Raw genomic sequence first — 16,870 nt, forward strand, 5'->3', positions numbered from 1 at the left:
CGCACACCTCCTAAAAATAAAATAAATGCATGCCGCAGGAAAAACGGCAAAAAAATCAGTCATGCAGCCCCCATTCATAGTGAAAGGCACCGTCACGATCAAGACGGCGATACGTGTGCGCGCCGAAATAATCCCGTAAGCCTTGGATCACATTGGCGCCGACCTGCGGGCTGGCGTAAGCGTCCAAATACTCGACGGCGTTGGCATAAGCCGGAATGGGAACACCGGCACAAACAGCCGTCGAAACAATCTGCCGCAGACTGTCCGCACCTTCATTGACACGCTTCAGAAAAAACGGCGCGAACAGAAGATTATCTAAAGCCGGGTCCGTTTCATAAGCAGCAGTGATCTTATTCAGAAATTCGGCACGAATGATACAGCCGGCCCGAAAAATGGCGGCGATTCTGCCATAATCAAGATCCCATCCATACGCTTCCGAGGCTTTTTTATAAAGGGAAAAACCTTGCGCATAAGCGACGATCTTCGCCGTATACAGGCTTTTCCGTATCGTCTCAACCAGATTCGCTCCGCCCTTGCCGCCTGTAGGTCGCACCAGCGATTTCTGTCCCTTTGCACGACCTGACGCATTTGACATGACGCGGGCGTTACAGGCCGCCGTAATCAGGGATATATCGACGCCAAGGCGCATCGCTTCGATGCTGGTCCAGCGCCCGGTCCCTTTTTGCCCCGCACAGTCGGCAATCTTGTCGATCAGCTGGCCTGTGCCGAGATCGTCATCTGCGGCAAAAACCTCGACAGCCGTCGCAATCAGAAAGCTTTTCAGCTCGCCCTGGTTCCACAAGCGGAACACATCGGCTATCTCCCGATTCGTAAAATGACCGACATGTTTCAACAGCAAGTAAGCCTCGGCAATAAGTTGCATATCGGCATATTCAATACCGTTGTGAACCATCTTCACAAAATGGCCGGCGCCGCCGGCGCCGATATAAGCGCAGCAAGGTTTTCCATCTTCCGCTTTGGCGGCGATCGCCTCATAAAAGCCTTTGATTTCGCCATATCCTTCTTTGCTGCCGCCAGGCATGATAGCCGGGCCGAATCTCGCTCCCGCGGCGCCGCCGGAAATACCCACGCCGCAAAAATGAATGCCTTCTGCCTGACAACGCTCAAAACGGCGCTGTGTATCGCCATAATAAGAGTTCCCTCCGTCAATGACGACATCACCGACTGCCAAAAACGGCAGCAACTGTTCCAACATCATGTCGACGGGAGCCCCGGCCATGATCATGAGCATGATCTTGCGCGGCCTCTTCAAAGAAGAAACAAAGGCTTCCAATTCATAATAGGCGGTAATTTTCTCATGTTTTTCTTCGGCAATAAATTTTTCCGTCAAATCCGGCGTATAGTTATAAACGGCGACAGCCGCTCCGTGATCCGCCATATTCAGCGCCAGATTACTGCCCATTACGGCCATGCCGACAACGCCGATGTCATTTTCCATCTTGTTTCCGCCTTTCTTCAGCATCTTTTCTTCTGATAGTCCGTAATCGCCGCAAACTCCGGCAGCAAATGGTCGTAAATACGCTCAAAAATACCGTACAGTTCTTCATATGCCGCCACATGATCGGCTTGCGGAGTATATATCTTTTTGGCATGAACGAGATTGGCTGTATCCGCAATGGTCTGCAATTGTCCGTTCGAAATGAAGCCCAAAACGGCGGCGCCGAAAGCGGCGCCTTCACTGTTATCCGGCAAGGTAATCGCTTCGCCCAAAATATCAGCCAATATTTGCAGCCATAATTCCGATTTCGTGAAGCTGCCGCTGACGCGGATATCCGCAACAGCGCCGAATTCTTTCAAGGCCAGCATAACGCTGTTTAGACTATAGCAAATGCCTTCCATGACGGCGCGAATCATATGAGAACGGCTGTGATTCAGAGAAAATCCGAAAAACATGCCGCGCAGTTCCGAATTCCAATACGGCGCCCGTTCTCCCGTGAAGTACGGCAGGCAGATCAATCCGTCAGCGCCGGGCTCAATATGCGCGGCTTTCATCGTCATCAAATCGTACGGATCAATATCGAGACTTTCCAAGGCGCTGCCGCCGTAATGGCAGATCTTGTCGCGAACCCAACGCAGGATCATGCCGCCGTTATTGATGGCACCGCCGGCAACCCACATGTCATCGGTCAGATTATAGCACCATGTCCTCATCTTCCTGTCCGTCTTCGGCGTCTTCGTCAGCATGCGCAATGCGCCGCTCGTACCGATCGTGCCGCTCAGCTGACCGGAATTGACGGCGCCGATGCCGACGTTGACGAGAACGCCGTCGGTAGCGCCGATAACGACAGGCAAACCTGCCGGCAGACCGACGGCCGCCGCCGCCTGGCCCGTCAGACTGCCGCTGTACGTGGTGGAGACGACAGGGGGCATGCAGGATTCGGCGATCCCGGCATAAGCCATAATTTCTCTGTCCCAGCACAGAACCCGTTCATTATACAGTCCGCTGGTACTGGCTGACGATCTGTCCAGAACCCATTCACCGGTTAAATGATAGAAAATATAATCCTTCAGCGAACCGACGAACTTCATCTTCGCAAACAGCTCCGGCTGGTTGCGGCGCAGCCAAATGATCTTTGCCAGCGGATAGCAGGCATGGATCGGGCAGCCCGTCCGTTCATAAAACGAACGGCACAGCGCTTCATCCCGTTTCATTTCCCTGACGACTCCGGCGCTGCGGCTGTCGGCCCAAGTCTGCATGTCCATCAACGGTTCTTTCCGTTCATCAAGTCCGGCAAAACTGTGCATGGCCGTACTCAAAGCAATTCCTGACAGCTCCTTGTTTTTATAACGCAACTGCGTCGCCGTTTCGGCGATCACGGATACTACGGCTTCATAAATCTGCAGCGGACTTTCCTCCGCCCAATCCGGACGCGGCGTCAAAAGCGGATAAAAGGCTTCAGAAGAACAGACGTTGACGCCTTCCGCCGTGTAAGCGATCGCCCGTACCCCCGTCGTTCCCACATCCACGCCGATCCATACAGCCTGATTTGCCGAATTCATCGTCATTCCTATCCCAACCCTTCTTACCGACAATTACACTGTTTATAGCGTGATTATATCGTCTCATTTTTAAATATGCAATGTTCTTATCAAATTTATATTCGTTTTATTGATATTAATTTATCATCGCAAAACATAATGACAACCCTTTCATTCATTCCTATCAAAAAGGACTCCTTACTCATGTAAGGAGTCCTTCGCTTAATCTTATTTTCCGGCCATGCCGACAATATCACGGATATTTGCGATTCCCTCGTCTTGACAATACTGCGCCAGTCCTGCGGCAATATCGGCAACTGCCCGGTGGTTGACAAAATTGCAGGCGCCTACGGCGACGGCAGATGCACCGGCAAGCATAAATTCCACGGCATCCTGCCACGTAGCGATACCGCCCAGGCCGAGAACGGGAACAGAAACGGCCCGAGCCGTCTGCCAAACCATGCGGAGCGCCACGGGCTTAATCGCCGGTCCGGAGAGGCCGCCGGTAATATTGCCCAGCAGCGGCCGACGGCTGTAAATGTCGATAGCCATACCGGTGATCGTATTAATCAGGGAAATGCCGTCGGCTCCGGCCGCTTCGACGGCCTTGGCCATAACGACGATATCGGTCACATTCGGCGACAACTTCAAAATGACAGGTTTTTTCGTATGCCTTTTCACTGCTGCCGTAACGGCCGCCGCCGCCTTCGGATCCGTACCGAAAACAATACCGCCTTCTTTGACATTGGGACAGGAAATGTTGACTTCAATACCGGCAACGCCGGCAACATCGAGCTTTTCCGCTAAAAGCCCGTACTCTTCCGCCGAGCCTGCCGAAATATTTACAAGCAGCGGCGTCGGAAGCGCCGCCGCTTTCCCCAGAATATCCCGTAAAAAAACGTCGACTCCGGGATTTTCCAAACCGATGCAGTTAAGCATCCCCGCCGCCGTCTCGGCAATGCGAATACCAGGATTACCGGCCCGCGGTAAGGGCGTAATTCCCTTGGAAATAACGGCCCCGACCTCTCCCAGTTCCATGAAATCGGCATACTCCGTACCGAAGCCGAAGGTTCCCGACGCGCCCATGACAGGATTTTTCATGGCAATACCGCAGAAATTCACGGCCAAACAGTTCCGATTCATCAGAAAACCTCCTTTGCCGCGAAAACAGGGCCGTCCGTACAGACCTTGTAACGCCGGCCGCTGGCTTTGCCTGCAAACGTACATCCCAGACAGGCACCGATGCCGCAAGCCATCCGTTTTTCCATGGAAACCTCACAAGGAATGTTCGCAGCAGCAGCTGCCGCCGCTATCGTTCGCATCATCGCCGTCGGACCGCAGACAGCGATTCTGTCAATAGCATGTTCCTCGAAAATCTGCGGCAGCGCCGCCGCCGCGACGCCTTTGATGCCGGCCGTCCCGTCGTCTGTCGTCACGTAGATCTCGGCGGCAGCATGTTCAAAAAACCTCACCCAGAAGGTCTCCGCCTCGTTCTTACTGCCGATCAAAACGACGGGATCCGGCAGGACATCGGCTAAAAAGATAAGCGGCGCCAGCCCGACACCGCCGCCGACGAGCAGCGTTTTACCCGGTGCCGTGGAAAAAACGCCGTCTCCTAAAGGACCGGCAACGCTGAGCAGATCGCCGGCCCGCATTGCAGTCAGCTCTTCCGTCCCGATCCCGACAACACGATAAATGATCGTCACGGCGCCGTCTTTAGCAGCAACGATGCCGAAGGGGCGGCGCAGAAAAACAAGACTCTTATCCTTCCGCACATTGACAAACTGACCGGGCCGGGCCTCTGCCGCTATTTCCGGCGCATAAAAGATCATTTTCCAAACGCCGGAAATGATCTCTTCATTAGCAATGACTTCCTGTATTCCTAAAAACTTTTTCACCCTTCCCCCACCCTTCAGACTGATAAATTTTATTTTACCATATTCGCCAAAGACAAAAAAGGACCCCGGCAGGGTCCTTTTCTCTTGGTTATAAATTATTTGACACCATGCTGAACTTTCGCCAGAACGTCGTTCGCCATACGCGCGCGCGCTTTGATCACATTATTGCCGTTAGCTATCGATTCGGGATAAAAGGTGCTCTTGTATTTGCTTTTTTTCGTCTTTGAAATGAGTTCCTTCAACTGGATCGTCTGATCGTCAACGTTATACACATAGGTACAGTAATCCGTCGAATCCCCGGCAGACTCAACCGTTTCAAAGGTCAGAATGGTCATCCCCTTATCGTAGGAAACCTTTGCGGAGTCCATGTCAATTGCCGTGAACTGATTATACTGCCACATATGGTCTTTCGCTGCAAAAGCAGACGCGGAAACAGCTAATGTCACCCCTAAGGCCACTAAGATTTTTTTCGCTTTCACTGGAAAACACCGCCTTTTTGAATATCAATGTTATATGGAGATTATACCATACACGCGGCAATACTTCCAGTCAGACGACAACAACAAAACAGGCGGCGCCATAAAGGCCCCGCCTGTTCACGTTTCCCGGAAATATGCAATTTACGAAAATCTTACCAAATCACCTTGCCGAGAACATGGTCGATCGGAACGGGCCCGATAAAACGACTGTCACTGCTGTGATTGCGATTATCGCCCATACAGAAAACATACCCGTCGGGAATCGTAATCTCACCGCCGCGGCTATATTCCATCACTTCATTCGTATAGGGCTCATCCAAGGCTTCGCCGTTGCGCCATACTTTACCGTCATGGAACGCCAGCGTATCGCCGCCTTTGCCGATAACGCGTTTGACCCAAACATTGCGAGTCTGCAGAGCCGAATTGAAAAAGGCGATGTAATTGTGCATCGGTTCGGCAATATCATCCAGCCAGGTACGCGTATACCGGACACGGCTGTCAATGATGACGATGTCTCCATAATCCGGTTCCGAGTGCAAAACATGGCTCCACTTGGCAACGATGAGATATTCCCCGTTGTGCAGCGTCGGCACCATAGATTCACCGGAAACCCGCGTCGGCTGAAAAAGAAAAACATGGATCACCATGGCAATGGCCAGAGCGATTACGATGGAATATATCCATTCAAAGACTTCACGTATGACTGTATTCACTAGTCTTACCTCCCTGCGTACCAATCCATTGTATCAAAGCGAGGCTACGATGTAAATACATGCGAGGAAAGCAAATCCATGATCTCAGCTGCCCGGCTCTCACCGTATACGGGAATGCCCGCTTGTTTTAATCGTTCCGCAGTTACGCCGTCGCCGGCGCGCAGGGTACGTGTAAACGTACCGTCATAGATTGCTCCGCTGCCGCAAGACGGACTCTTTTCTTTCAACAATGCCGCGACACAGCGGAAGCGTATCGCCAGCTTCAAAGCCTCCGCAGCGCCGCGTTGATAAGCGGCCGTAACATCAACAGCAGCTGCGGTCACGACACGCTCGCCACGCCGTTCCGCCGCGGGCCGCGGCGTAGACAGTCCGCCGCCTTGTTCGGGACAAAACGGAATAACGTGGATCTCTTCATGGGCCAAAAGCGCTTCGACGGCAGCATACGTCTTAACGACGCCGTCATAGCGGCATTGCTGTCCCAACAGACACGAACTGATAAGAATATTCATTCAATGATCTCACCTTTCAATTTTACCTGATTTTTTCTTTTTTTATCTGCCTTTACATAATACTATAATGCAAAGCGGAAATATGCGGAAGTATTTATACCTTGCAGAAATAATTTTTTTCTTCACAAAACATATTATGTATATATTTACACTATTTATAATTAAAAATCTCTAAAAAACGACCTTCGTCAATAATCACCTGCTTACGGACATCGTTTTTCATATTATGAAATTGCAATTATCCATTTCACATACTATAATCGGTTGCAGATACAGATAGATTCGTAAAAAAGGAGCCCACTGATGACGACAACAAAAAAACAGAAAAACACGGCAGACTTATTGGTTGAATGTTTGGAAGAAGAAGGCGTTCATTACATTTTCGGCATACCCGGTGAAGAGAACCTGGCCATCATGAACGCTCTGGAAAATTCCAAAATTGAATTTATCACCGTACGTCATGAACAAGGCGCCGCGTTCATGGCCGACATTTACGGCCGCCTGACCGGAAAAGCCGGCGTCTGCATGGCGACGTTGGGGCCAGGCGCCACCAACTTGATCACAGGCGTTGCCGACGCCGATTCCGACGGCGCTCCGCTGGTCGCCATTACGGGACAGGTCAGTACCGATAAGATGCACATTACGGCGCACCAATACCTCGATTTGCGTTCCATGTTCGAACCGATTACACGCCGTTCGTATAATGTAGTCCGTCCTGATACGATCCCGGAAATCACGCGGCTCGCCTTCAAATATGCAGAACGGGAAAAACCGGGCGCAACGTTCATCGATATTCCCGTCAACATCAGCAAAATGCCTGTTGACGAAGATGCCAAGCCGCTTGCGCACCGTTCCATCAATATCGAGACGGCGCTGGAAAAGGAAATCGAGGAAGCTGCAAAGATGATTTCTTACGCCAAAAATCCCGTCATTCTTGCCGGCAGCGGCGTCATCCGCAGTCATGCCGCCAAAGCGCTGACCGTATTCGCAGAAAAACTGAAGCTGCCCGTAATCAATACGATGATGGCCAAAGGCGCCATCCCCTTTGACAATCCCTATTCACTTTGGACCGTCGGCATTCCCATGGCCGATTACCAGACGAAGGTATTAGAAAAGGCCAGTCTCGTTATCTGCGTCGGCTACGACATCATTGAATACGCCCCGTCCAACTGGCACCAGGCTAATACGGACGTCATCCATATCGATACCATGCCCGCCGATATCAACAAGCGTTACCAGCCGCAAGTGGAAGTAATCGGCGACATCCCCGATTCACTTTGCCGCATTATGAAAAAAGCAGCTCGTCTTGCAGAACCTACTTTTGCCATGGAGATCCGCCGCCGCATGGTTGCGGAGCACGAAAGCTATGCCAACGATATGTCTTTCCCGGTGAAGCCGCAAAAAGCGCTGATCGACGCCCGCAGCGTACTCGGTAAAGATGACATCGTCATCTCCGACGTAGGCGCCAACAAGGTCTGGATCGCCAGACATTACAATTGCTATGAGCCGAATACCTGCCTCATTTCCAACGGATTCGCCACCATGGGCATCGCCGTCCCCGGCGCCGTCGCCGCCAACATCATCCATCCCGAGCGCCGCATCCTCGCCATCACAGGCGACGCCGGCTTTATGATGAACTGCCAGGAATTTGAAACCGCGCACCGTCTCGGTTGCCATTTTGTTACTTTGATCTTCAATGACAGCAGCTACGGACTGATCAAGTGGAAGGAGCAAATGCAATACAAACACAGCATGTACGTCGATTTCACCAATCCTGACTTTGTCAAATTCGCAGAAAGCGTCGGCGCCATCGGATACCGTATTACGAAAACAGAGGATCTTTTACCGACGCTGAAAAAGGCCTTCGCCCAAACGAAGCCCGTTATCATCGACTGCCCCGTCGATTACGGCGAAAACATGAAACTGACGGCTCACTTACAACAGCTTATGGATACACTATAAAATTTATTTAGCAAAAAAGCAATCAGCCCCTTGCAGTCAGTTACTGCAAGGGGCTGATTGCCCTTTTACAACGCCAGCGGGATGCTTTCGTTTCCCGATCAGAAGGCGTTATGCGAGTATTCATAATACAGATCGGCAAGCTTATCCATCTTGTCACTCATAACGATCATCAATGCCGACGCCGTATCATAGTCTTTAGCGACCAGCGCTTTCTTGATGCGCGAGAAGATAGAAAGGTCCTTTTCCGTATCGCGTCCCAATTCCGTACGCAGCTGATTAATCGTAACCCAGCGAGCTTCTTCAAGGGGATTGGTATTATTTTCCATATGAAGCGACTGATAGCTGATGACCGTTTCCAGGTTATCAGGAATGATACGATGCTGCAGTTCCAACGCCCAACGGATCAGGGACGCTTCTTTAAACGATTCCATAACCCGTCTTTCAAAAGCGTCGCACACCAGATCATTCAATTTTTCCGGATAAGACTGCAACGCCTTGAAATTTTCCCAGACCGTTGCCGGCGCTTTCCCGAACATCGTGTTCCGTTCTTCTTCCGTAAAGTTTTCGAAAACGTCAACTTCCGAACGGTAAGCCCTGTCTTTTTCGAGATAATCGGCATCATCACCGACCTTCTTCGACAATTCAGCAAGCAATGCAGCCGGCGTTTTCCCTTGGGTCAGCGCATAGCGAATGCCGTCCAAAGCAGCCAAATAGAAGAGCGCAATCGCCGTATAGGTATTGGTAAAAGGATTCGGCGAGCGCATTTCAAACCGCGTCGCCTTCGGCGTTACGGCATTGCGGATCAGCCCTGCCAGAACGGAGCGATTTCGCGTCGGCACATCAGGCGTTTCCCCGCCCAGTGCGGTAACAATGCATACGGGAGCTTCAAAGCCCGGTTTCAATCGATTGAGCGAATCGGTCGTCGAAGAAACAAAGGGATTGATAACTTCGTAATGTTTCAAAATACCCATAATGGCACCGTAACCGAGGGAAGACAAAAATTCGGTTTTCATATCGTCAGGATTGAAGAGATTGATAAATTTGCCGTCTTTCATGATGGCCCCCATACCGACGTGCGTATGTTCACCGCTGCCGGCAACACCGTGAATCGGTTTGGCCTGGAAAGTAACTTCCAAACCGTTTTCGCGGAATACTTCACGAACAATGATACGGGCCTGAATTTCGTTGTCTGCCGTCTGGACGGGATCATTGGCGAATTTCCAGTCCACTTCCAGCTGTTCCAGTACAAAGATCAGTTTGCCTGAATCATCGATCTGCGCCTTAATACCGCCGACCTCTTTGTGCCCCATTTCCGGTTCCAACCCATACTGCTGCAACCGTTCCACCGTCTGTTCCAACGCCGTCCGAACGACGCCGTGCGTACGCTGCCAATACTGCTCCTGCAGCTTCTGCGATGTCGAGAGGAGACGGCTGGCAACATCCTGACTGGGTGATTTGACCCAGAATTCCAATTCCGTTGCCGTCGTAAAAACCAGGCGTTCAATATCATCAGGATTGACGGTAAGCCCTTTGACGCCATATTTTCGGATCAGCTTCAACACTTCATCAGCTACGTAATCGACGCTGTGCCGCAAGATGGAACGGGAATCAATATATCCCGTCGCATGGCGCAAAAAGCTCGGAATACGCAACGTACCGATCGGCTTGCCCGAAATAGGATCCACATTGCCGTCATTATAATCGACAAACCAGTTGACATTGGCATCAGCCTTGATGTCGACACGCGCATTGGACAAGGTGGCGATTCCCGGCAAAACGACAGAAGAGCCGTCTGTCTGCACAGCCGTACCGTTGAAGAAATTGTCGTAATCTTCAAAGAAAACGGAAATGGGAATCTTTTCATCCGTATCATTGCCGGCCAAATCGACGCCGACAAGTGAAACGAACTTGATTTCCGGATGCTGTTCCAGTAATGCCAACACCCCTTCTTTACCATACTGTCCTGCAGGAATTACATACACCAGATTATCCATGTTCATTTGCGTTCCTCCTCGGTAAATAAAAAAGACTTCTCCCCTAAAAACGGCTTGAAGTCTTCTTTGACTGAATCGTATTTTTTTGTCTGCCCTGGGGCATGTTTAAATATTACAAGCAATTTATCTCGTTGTCAATAGATTTTCTCAAATTAACGATCAATTGTTTTGTAAGATTTCTTTTACTGTCTTTGAAACGATTTTACCGTCTGCCCGGCCCTGAATAAGGGGCATGACCATCTTCATGACATCGCCCATCTTCAGTGAAGCCGAATCGGCGCCGGCAATGGCCTGTCGTACGACATGGGCTACTTCCTCAGCGCTGAGCTGCTGCGGCATATACTTTTCCAACACGGCAATCTCCGCCTTTGTCCGATCCGTCAGATCGGTACGACCGGCCTTTTCGAACTCGGCAAGCGATTCCTTCCGCTGCTTCATTTCTTTGACGATGACAGCACCGACACCGACGTCGTCAAGCTCGCATTTTCCGTCAATCTCCGCGTTGCGAATCGCCGCGCGAACCATGCGGATAACGGAAAGCGCCGTCTTGCCGGCTTCTTTCGCCTTCATCGCGTCTTTCATGTCCCGTGTCAGATCTTCCTTTAGAGACATGGTATCACCTTCTCACCCGACATTCGCTCATGCTCTGAATTTACGCTTCCGTGCTGCTTCGGATTTTTTCTTTCTCCGCACGCTCGGTTTTTCGTAATGTTCGCGTTTGCGAACTTCGGAAAGAACTCCTGCCTTTTGGCAAGAACGCTTAAAACGGCGCAAAGCGCTGTCTAACGTTTCATTTTTACCAACTCTGATTTCTGCCATATCTATCCCTCCCTCCAACCTTTGTTCGGGAGTGCTGTTACTGCACACATAAAAATTATACTCAAAAACTGTATTTTTGTCAATTCGGCAAATGCCGTGTACGGCGTGTTGAAGCCTCTCTTCATTCTGATTGCAGAAATTTGCCGAATACATAATTTCCGTATGCCAGACCTGTCGAACTGAGCCGACAGCCCCGTTCCGTTCCCGTAATCAGGCCCTGTTTTTCCAGGCTTGCCAGAACGCGTCCAAAGGGTTCCGTTATGGCACAACCGAACTGAGCGGCGAATTTCACATAATCGATGCCGTCTTTCATGCGCAGTGCCAAAAAGCAGTAATCTTCCATCGCCCGCTGTCGCGTGATCACCGTTTCTTCAGCGGCGACGGTTTCCCGGCCGGCGCGCTCGCAATATGTCGGAATATTGGCAATATTGCTCCAACGCCGGTTCCCGACAAAGGAATGCGCCGAGACGCCGAACCCGATATACGGCAAACACTGCCAGTATTTGCTGTTATGCCGGCTGCGCCGGCCTTTTACGGCATAACTGGAAATTTCATAATGCTCGAAACCGCCGGCCGCCAACTGGCGCCGCACGATTGCTCCCATCGCTTCTACCGCCGCGGCGCCGGGCAAGGTGACCTTGCCGCCGGCAACAAGACGTTGCAACGGCGTGCCGTCTTCGACAATCAGGCTGTACACGGAAGCGTGTACGACCGGCAGTTGCAGCAGCCGTCTTACGCTGGCCGCCACATCGTCCGTCGTCTGACCGGGCAACCCGTACATTAAATCGACAGAAATGTTTTTAATGCCGCCTGCGACAGCCGCCGTCACGGCTTCACGCGCCATCGCCGCCGTATGGGCACGCCCCAGCGAACGCAGGAGCCGATCGTCGAAAGTCTGAACGCCGAAACTGAGGCGATTAACACCTGCCGCGGCCAGGTCTGCCGCATAGGCGCCGTTCAAACTCTCCGGATTGCCTTCAAAGGTAACCTCCGCTTCCGGCACGACAGTAAAGGTCTTCCGCACGGCGGTCATAATCCTCACTGCTTCCGCCGTCGACAAAAGAGATGGCGTGCCGCCGCCAAAATAAACGGTATCGACGACGGCCCCGCCATACGGAGAAGCGCCGATCTCACGGCACAACGCATCGACATAGGCCTCTTTATAGCGCAAAATCCCGCCATATGACGGGAAATCGCAATAAAGGCACTTCTGCTTACAAAAAGGGATATGGATGTACACGCCGATCATGTGTCATCCACTTGGAGGACAGCCATAAAGGCTTCCTGCGGAATTTCGACGCTGCCGACCTGCTTCATCCGCTTCTTTCCTTCTTTTTGTTTTTCCAACAGCTTTCGTTTCCGTGAAATGTCGCCGCCATAGCATTTTGCCAAAACATCTTTACGTAAAGCCGCGACATTCTCGCGGGCAACGATCTTATTGCCGATGGCCGCCTGAATCGGAATCTGGAAAAGCTGCCGCGGAATCAGGCCGCGCAGCTTCTCGACGAGCGCTCTGCCGCGGCGATTGGCAAAATCGCGGTGAACAATGACACTCAACGCATCGACGATATCGCCGTTGATGAGGATATCCATTTTCACCATCGGCGACTGCTGATAACCGTTCAGTTCATAATCGAGCGAAGCATAGCCCCGTGTCGCCGATTTCAGCACGTCGAAATAATCATACAATATTTCACAAAGAGGCAGATTGTAGATCAAGGACACCCGCGTCTCATCAAGATAATCCATCGTCAAATACTGCCCGCGCCGATTCTGGGAAATCTCCATAACCGTGCCGACCATATCCTTCGGAATAATGATCGTCGTTTTCACGAACGGTTCTTCAACATGATCGACCTTCGTCATATCCGGCAAAAGAGACGGGTTGTCAACGGTCACCATGCTTCCGTCCGTCAGATAGACATGATAAATGACGGACGGCGCCGTCGTGATCAGGCTGAGACCATATTCCCGTTCCAACCGTTCTTTGACAACATCCATATGGAGAAGACCCAAAAACCCGCAGCGAAATCCGAAGCCCAATGCCGATGACGTTTCCGGTTCGTACAGCAGCGCCGCATCGTTGAGATGGAGTTTTTCCAAAGCATCACGGAGATTATCATAATCATTCGTTTCTACCGGATAGAGCCCGCAATACACCATAGGCGCCGCCGGACGATAACCGGGAAGAGGTTCCGTCGCACCGTCGGCAGCATTGGTTACCGTATCGCCGACGCGGCAGTCCCGCACGTTTTTCATGCTCGCCGCAAAGTAACCGACACTGCCGCACTCCAGTTCTCTGACAGCATGCATTTGCGGTAAAAAGACGCCAAGTTCCGTAACTTCAAAGGCTTTTCCCGTAGCCATCATACGAATCTCATCACCGGTCTTCAACCCGCCTTCCATGATGCGGATATTGGCGATCGCACCTTTATAGGAGTCGAAGTGAGAATCAAAAATCAGCGCCCGCAACGGCTTGTCCGTATTGTCCTTCGGCTCAGGCACGCGCCGGACAATGGCTTCCAGAACCGCCTCGATCCCGATGCCCGTCTTGGCGCTGACCATAATCGCATCAGACGCGTCAAGACCGATGACATCTTCAATCTCCTTGCAGACCCGTTCCGGATCGGCGCTGGGCAAATCGATTTTATTGATAATCGGAATGATCTCCAAATCATGCTCCAATGCCAAATAGACATTGGCCAGCGTCTGCGCTTCCACGCCCTGCGTCGCATCGACGACCAGCAGCGCCCCTTCGCAAGCGGCCAGACTGCGCGAAACCTCATAGTTGAAATCGACATGCCCCGGCGTATCGATCAGATTTAACGTGTATTGATGACCGTCGGCTGCATCATATAACAGACGGGCCGACTGGGCCTTGATCGTAATCCCCCGTTCCCGTTCCAGTTCCATCGTATCCAGTAGCTGTTCTTCCATTTCCCTTTTCGTCACGGTCCCCGTTTTTTCCAGCAACCGATCGGCCAATGTGGATTTACCATGGTCAATATGCGCAATAATTGAAAAATTTCGGATATATTTCGTTGCCACTGTCGTAACTCCTTCTTTAAATAATCACTCCGCCGCCGAGAACGCGCTGCCCGTCGTACAACACGAGAGCCTGTCCCGCCGTCACCGCTCGCTGCGGCGTTTCAAAAACGGCAGTCAACTGATCGCCGTCGGGATAAACCGTACACGGCGCTTCTTTCGCCGCATAACGAATCTTACCGTATGCCTTGAAAGCGCTTTTCGGCGTCCCTTCGACCCAGGTCGCGGCGGTCGCCTTGACTTCAGCGGAAAACAGGTCTTTTTCCGCGCCGACGACGACGCGGTTTCGTTCCGTATCCAGCCGCGTCACATAATAAGGTCCGCCGGGGCCGCCCAACTGCAAGCCGCGGCGCTGTCCCACCGTGTACCCCGGCAGCCCCTGGTGCTCGCCGACGGTACGACCGGTCCTATCGACCATCTTCCCTCTGCGGAAGATCTGCGGCGCCTCTCTGCGCAGAAAACCTTTGTAATCATTGTCAGGAATAAAACAAATATCCTGACTTTCAGGCTTATTGAAAACCGGCAATCCCCACTTTCTGGCAAGCGCTCTCGTTTCCGTCTTTTCCAACGTCGCCATGGGAAACAGGAGATGCGGCAACATATCCTGCGTCAGCTGATACAGGACATACGACTGATCTTTCCGGGCATCGGCGCCGCGCAGGAGTGAATAAATCCGCCTTTTTTCATCATAGGCGACTTGCGCGTAATGACCGGTCGCCAAAAAATCGGCGCCGAATTGTTTCGCCTTATCCCAAAGTAAGCCGAATTTGATAAATTTATTGCAGGCAATACAAGGGTTCGGCGTTCTGCCGGCAGCGTATTCGGCGACAAAATAATCAATAACATCGCGACGAAAAACGTCACGAAAATCAAGCGTATAATGCGGAATCCCCAAAACGGTCGCAACGGCCTTGGCATCATCGACAGAGGATAGGGAACAACAGGCGTGAACGTTATCTGCAAGCAGACAGGCGGAATCGTCTTCCCACAAACGCAGCGTCACGCCGATAACATCATAGCCTTCTTCCCGCAACAGCCCTGCCGTAACCGAGCTGTCGACGCCGCCGCTCATGGCAACGGCTATACATTTTTTCATGATTTTCCTTCCGCCTCTGCAGCAATCATTTCTATAGCCGCGACCGTTTTCTTCAGCTCCGCCGCTGTCGTTTCTTTGCCCCAAGAAATACGAATACTGCCGTCGATCCAGTCATCGCCGACAGCCATGGCCCGAAGCACATGCGACCCCGTCAGCGCTCCCGATTCACAAGCTGAGCCGGCAGATACGGCTATTCCCTGACGATCCAGTCGTATCAACGTCACGGCATGATCTGTACCGCGGATACTGATATCAATAATATTCGGCAGAGAATTACACAACGTTCCGTTAATGCAGATCCGTTCCGGTTGCCGCTGCAGCCGATCATAAATATACCGCTTCAAGGTCAGCGCCGCCGTATACCGCTCCGTCCGTTCCGCCGCAAGAAGACGGCAAGCCTCGCCGAAGCCGACAATTGCTGGAACATTTTCCGTACCGGCACGCAGCCGGTGCTCTTGAGGACCGCCATAGGTATCGGCAGCCAACTGCAAACCGCGCCGGATATAGAGAGCGCCGATCCCCTTCGGCCCGTACAGCTTATGACCGCAAACCGTGAGCAGATCAATATGCGATCGTATCGGCTCTATCGGAATATAGCCAAAAGCCTGCACGGCATCGACGTGAAAGGCGATGCCCCGTTCCGCAGCAACGGCACCGATTTCATCAACAGGTTGAATCATGCCGGTTTCATTGTTGGCATACATGACGGAAATCAGCCGAGTATCATCACGCACGGCCTGTTGCACAACCTGCGGAGAAACTCTGCCGTCATGCTCGACAGGCAAGAAAGTGACCTCATAGCCGTGCGCCGCCAAATATTCAAAAGTGCGCAACACGGCATGATGTTCGACAGCAGTTGTAATCAGATGCCCGCCGCTGCGGCAATTGGCTCGCAAAAAACCGAGAATTGCCAAATTATCCGCTTCCGTACCGCCGCCGGTAAAAACGACATCGCCACTGTTTACACCGAGAGCCGCCGCCGTCAGGCGGCGGGCCGTCTGCACGGCAGCGCGCGCTTCCTGCCCCCACACATGCAGACTTGACGGATTACCGTATACTTTTGTCAAATATGGCATCATCGCCTGCAATACTCTGCCATCAAGCGGAGTTGCTGCGGCATAATCCAAATAAATCCGTTCCATACTTACTCCTTATAGTTAAAAAGCTTATTGTTTATCATACCATATTCCTTGTCAATCAGCCAGACAAAGTGAACCGTCAACAAGAAAACGTCCATTTGTTCTTTATAAAAACGCATTTGTTCTTTAACAACACACGATTATTCAAGTTGAAAAAAAGATAATATATTTTATATATTATCTGTTGTATATCTTGAAAAGTCCCTTTATAATTTT

At 51.6% G+C, this 16,870-nt stretch carries 15 protein-coding genes; 1 reads left to right on the top strand and 14 read right to left on the bottom strand.

Annotated features, from left to right (window positions below; genetic code table 11):
• Nucleotides 1-55: 55 nt before the first annotated feature.
• From gnd to HMPREF1250_RS02395, 7 genes are all read right to left on the bottom strand, one after another.
• Nucleotides 56-1,483 carry a decarboxylating NADP(+)-dependent phosphogluconate dehydrogenase gene (gnd, locus tag HMPREF1250_RS02365; protein ID WP_023053072.1) on the bottom strand — a complete coding sequence of 476 codons (1,428 nt, stop codon included), beginning with the start codon at nucleotides 1,481-1,483 and terminating at the stop codon, nucleotides 56-58.
• Nucleotides 1,477-3,021, bottom strand: coding sequence for a gluconokinase (locus tag HMPREF1250_RS02370; RefSeq protein WP_196806840.1), 1,545 nt, complete (start codon nucleotides 3,019-3,021; stop codon nucleotides 1,477-1,479). The genes gnd and HMPREF1250_RS02370 overlap by 7 nt, the downstream gene beginning before the upstream one ends.
• Before the next feature lie 207 nt (nucleotides 3,022-3,228).
• On the bottom strand, nucleotides 3,229-4,143 hold the full coding sequence (locus HMPREF1250_RS02375) for a dihydroorotate dehydrogenase (protein ID WP_023053099.1): 915 nt from the start codon (nucleotides 4,141-4,143) through the stop codon (nucleotides 3,229-3,231).
• Nucleotides 4,143-4,898, bottom strand: a complete 756-nt coding sequence (locus HMPREF1250_RS02380) for a dihydroorotate dehydrogenase electron transfer subunit (RefSeq protein WP_023053001.1) — start codon at nucleotides 4,896-4,898, stop codon at nucleotides 4,143-4,145. Before HMPREF1250_RS02380 ends, HMPREF1250_RS02375 begins: the two co-directional genes overlap by 1 nt.
• Nucleotides 4,899-4,993: 95 nt before the next feature.
• Nucleotides 4,994-5,377 carry a hypothetical protein gene (locus tag HMPREF1250_RS02385; protein ID WP_023052993.1) on the bottom strand — a complete coding sequence of 128 codons (384 nt, stop codon included), beginning with the start codon at nucleotides 5,375-5,377 and terminating at the stop codon, nucleotides 4,994-4,996.
• A 152-nt stretch (nucleotides 5,378-5,529) separates the two neighbouring features.
• Nucleotides 5,530-6,090, bottom strand: coding sequence for a signal peptidase I (gene lepB / locus HMPREF1250_RS02390; protein WP_023053094.1), 561 nt, complete (start codon nucleotides 6,088-6,090; stop codon nucleotides 5,530-5,532).
• Between the two features lie 44 nt (nucleotides 6,091-6,134).
• Nucleotides 6,135-6,599, bottom strand: coding sequence for a DUF523 domain-containing protein (locus HMPREF1250_RS02395; RefSeq protein WP_023052996.1), 465 nt, complete (start codon nucleotides 6,597-6,599; stop codon nucleotides 6,135-6,137).
• A 303-nt stretch (nucleotides 6,600-6,902) separates the two neighbouring features.
• Between HMPREF1250_RS02395 and HMPREF1250_RS02400 the strand changes: the two genes are divergently transcribed.
• On the top strand, nucleotides 6,903-8,561 hold the full coding sequence (locus HMPREF1250_RS02400; protein WP_023053092.1) for an acetolactate synthase large subunit: 1,659 nt from the start codon (nucleotides 6,903-6,905) through the stop codon (nucleotides 8,559-8,561).
• A 98-nt stretch (nucleotides 8,562-8,659) separates the two neighbouring features.
• Here HMPREF1250_RS02400 and HMPREF1250_RS02405 read toward each other — a convergent pair whose 3' ends face one another.
• The 7 genes from HMPREF1250_RS02405 to HMPREF1250_RS02435 all read right to left on the bottom strand — a co-directional run bounded on the left by HMPREF1250_RS02405 (nucleotide 8,660) and on the right by HMPREF1250_RS02435 (nucleotide 16,657).
• Nucleotides 8,660-10,561 (bottom strand): glutamine synthetase catalytic domain protein, encoded by a 1,902-nt coding sequence (locus HMPREF1250_RS02405; RefSeq protein WP_023053003.1) that lies wholly within the window; start codon nucleotides 10,559-10,561, stop codon nucleotides 8,660-8,662.
• A gap of 153 nt (nucleotides 10,562-10,714) precedes the next feature.
• Entirely contained in the window at nucleotides 10,715-11,167 is a 453-nt protein-coding gene (locus tag HMPREF1250_RS02410; RefSeq protein WP_023053089.1) for a GatB/YqeY domain-containing protein, read from the bottom strand.
• A 27-nt stretch (nucleotides 11,168-11,194) separates the two neighbouring features.
• Nucleotides 11,195-11,374, bottom strand: a complete 180-nt coding sequence (gene rpsU, locus HMPREF1250_RS02415; protein ID WP_023053041.1) for a 30S ribosomal protein S21 — start codon at nucleotides 11,372-11,374, stop codon at nucleotides 11,195-11,197.
• Between the two features lie 121 nt (nucleotides 11,375-11,495).
• A complete protein-coding gene (hemW, locus tag HMPREF1250_RS02420; protein WP_023053104.1) occupies nucleotides 11,496-12,623 on the bottom strand; it encodes a radical SAM family heme chaperone HemW in 1,128 nt (375 codons plus the stop codon).
• Nucleotides 12,620-14,422 (bottom strand): translation elongation factor 4, encoded by a 1,803-nt coding sequence (gene lepA / locus HMPREF1250_RS02425; RefSeq protein ID WP_023053027.1) that lies wholly within the window; start codon nucleotides 14,420-14,422, stop codon nucleotides 12,620-12,622. The genes hemW and lepA overlap by 4 nt, the downstream gene beginning before the upstream one ends.
• A gap of 16 nt (nucleotides 14,423-14,438) precedes the next feature.
• Nucleotides 14,439-15,515 (bottom strand): tRNA 2-thiouridine(34) synthase MnmA, encoded by a 1,077-nt coding sequence (gene mnmA, locus HMPREF1250_RS02430; RefSeq protein ID WP_023052929.1) that lies wholly within the window; start codon nucleotides 15,513-15,515, stop codon nucleotides 14,439-14,441.
• Complete coding sequence (locus tag HMPREF1250_RS02435; RefSeq protein WP_023053020.1) at nucleotides 15,512-16,657, bottom strand: cysteine desulfurase family protein; 1,146 nt, start codon at nucleotides 16,655-16,657, stop codon at nucleotides 15,512-15,514. Before HMPREF1250_RS02435 ends, mnmA begins: the two co-directional genes overlap by 4 nt.
• Nucleotides 16,658-16,870 lie beyond the last annotated feature (213 nt).

This window comes from Megasphaera vaginalis (ex Srinivasan et al. 2021), assembly GCF_000478965.1.
GTDB classification, from domain to species: Bacteria; Bacillota; Negativicutes; order Veillonellales; family Megasphaeraceae; genus Megasphaera; species Megasphaera vaginalis.

What these genes read in the sequence shown, in the direction of transcription:
- gnd (WP_023053072.1), bottom strand. Translation starts at nt 1,483, where the DNA reads ATGCTGAAGAAAGGCGGAAACAAGATGGAAAATGACATCGGCGTTGTC.
- HMPREF1250_RS02370 (WP_196806840.1), bottom strand. Translation starts at nt 3,021, where the DNA reads ATGAATTCGGCAAATCAGGCTGTATGGATCGGCGTGGATGTGGGAACG.
- HMPREF1250_RS02375 (WP_023053099.1), bottom strand. Translation starts at nt 4,143, where the DNA reads ATGAATCGGAACTGTTTGGCCGTGAATTTCTGCGGTATTGCCATGAAA.
- HMPREF1250_RS02395 (WP_023052996.1), bottom strand. Translation starts at nt 6,599, where the DNA reads ATGAATATTCTTATCAGTTCGTGTCTGTTGGGACAGCAATGCCGCTAT.
- HMPREF1250_RS02400 (WP_023053092.1), top strand. Translation starts at nt 6,903, where the DNA reads ATGACGACAACAAAAAAACAGAAAAACACGGCAGACTTATTGGTTGAA.
- HMPREF1250_RS02405 (WP_023053003.1), bottom strand. Translation starts at nt 10,561, where the DNA reads ATGAACATGGATAATCTGGTGTATGTAATTCCTGCAGGACAGTATGGT.
- HMPREF1250_RS02410 (WP_023053089.1), bottom strand. Translation starts at nt 11,167, where the DNA reads ATGTCTCTAAAGGAAGATCTGACACGGGACATGAAAGACGCGATGAAG.
- rpsU (WP_023053041.1), bottom strand. Translation starts at nt 11,374, where the DNA reads ATGGCAGAAATCAGAGTTGGTAAAAATGAAACGTTAGACAGCGCTTTG.
- hemW (WP_023053104.1), bottom strand. Translation starts at nt 12,623, where the DNA reads ATGATCGGCGTGTACATCCATATCCCTTTTTGTAAGCAGAAGTGCCTT.
- mnmA (WP_023052929.1), bottom strand. Translation starts at nt 15,515, where the DNA reads ATGAAAAAATGTATAGCCGTTGCCATGAGCGGCGGCGTCGACAGCTCG.
- HMPREF1250_RS02435 (WP_023053020.1), bottom strand. Translation starts at nt 16,657, where the DNA reads ATGGAACGGATTTATTTGGATTATGCCGCAGCAACTCCGCTTGATGGC.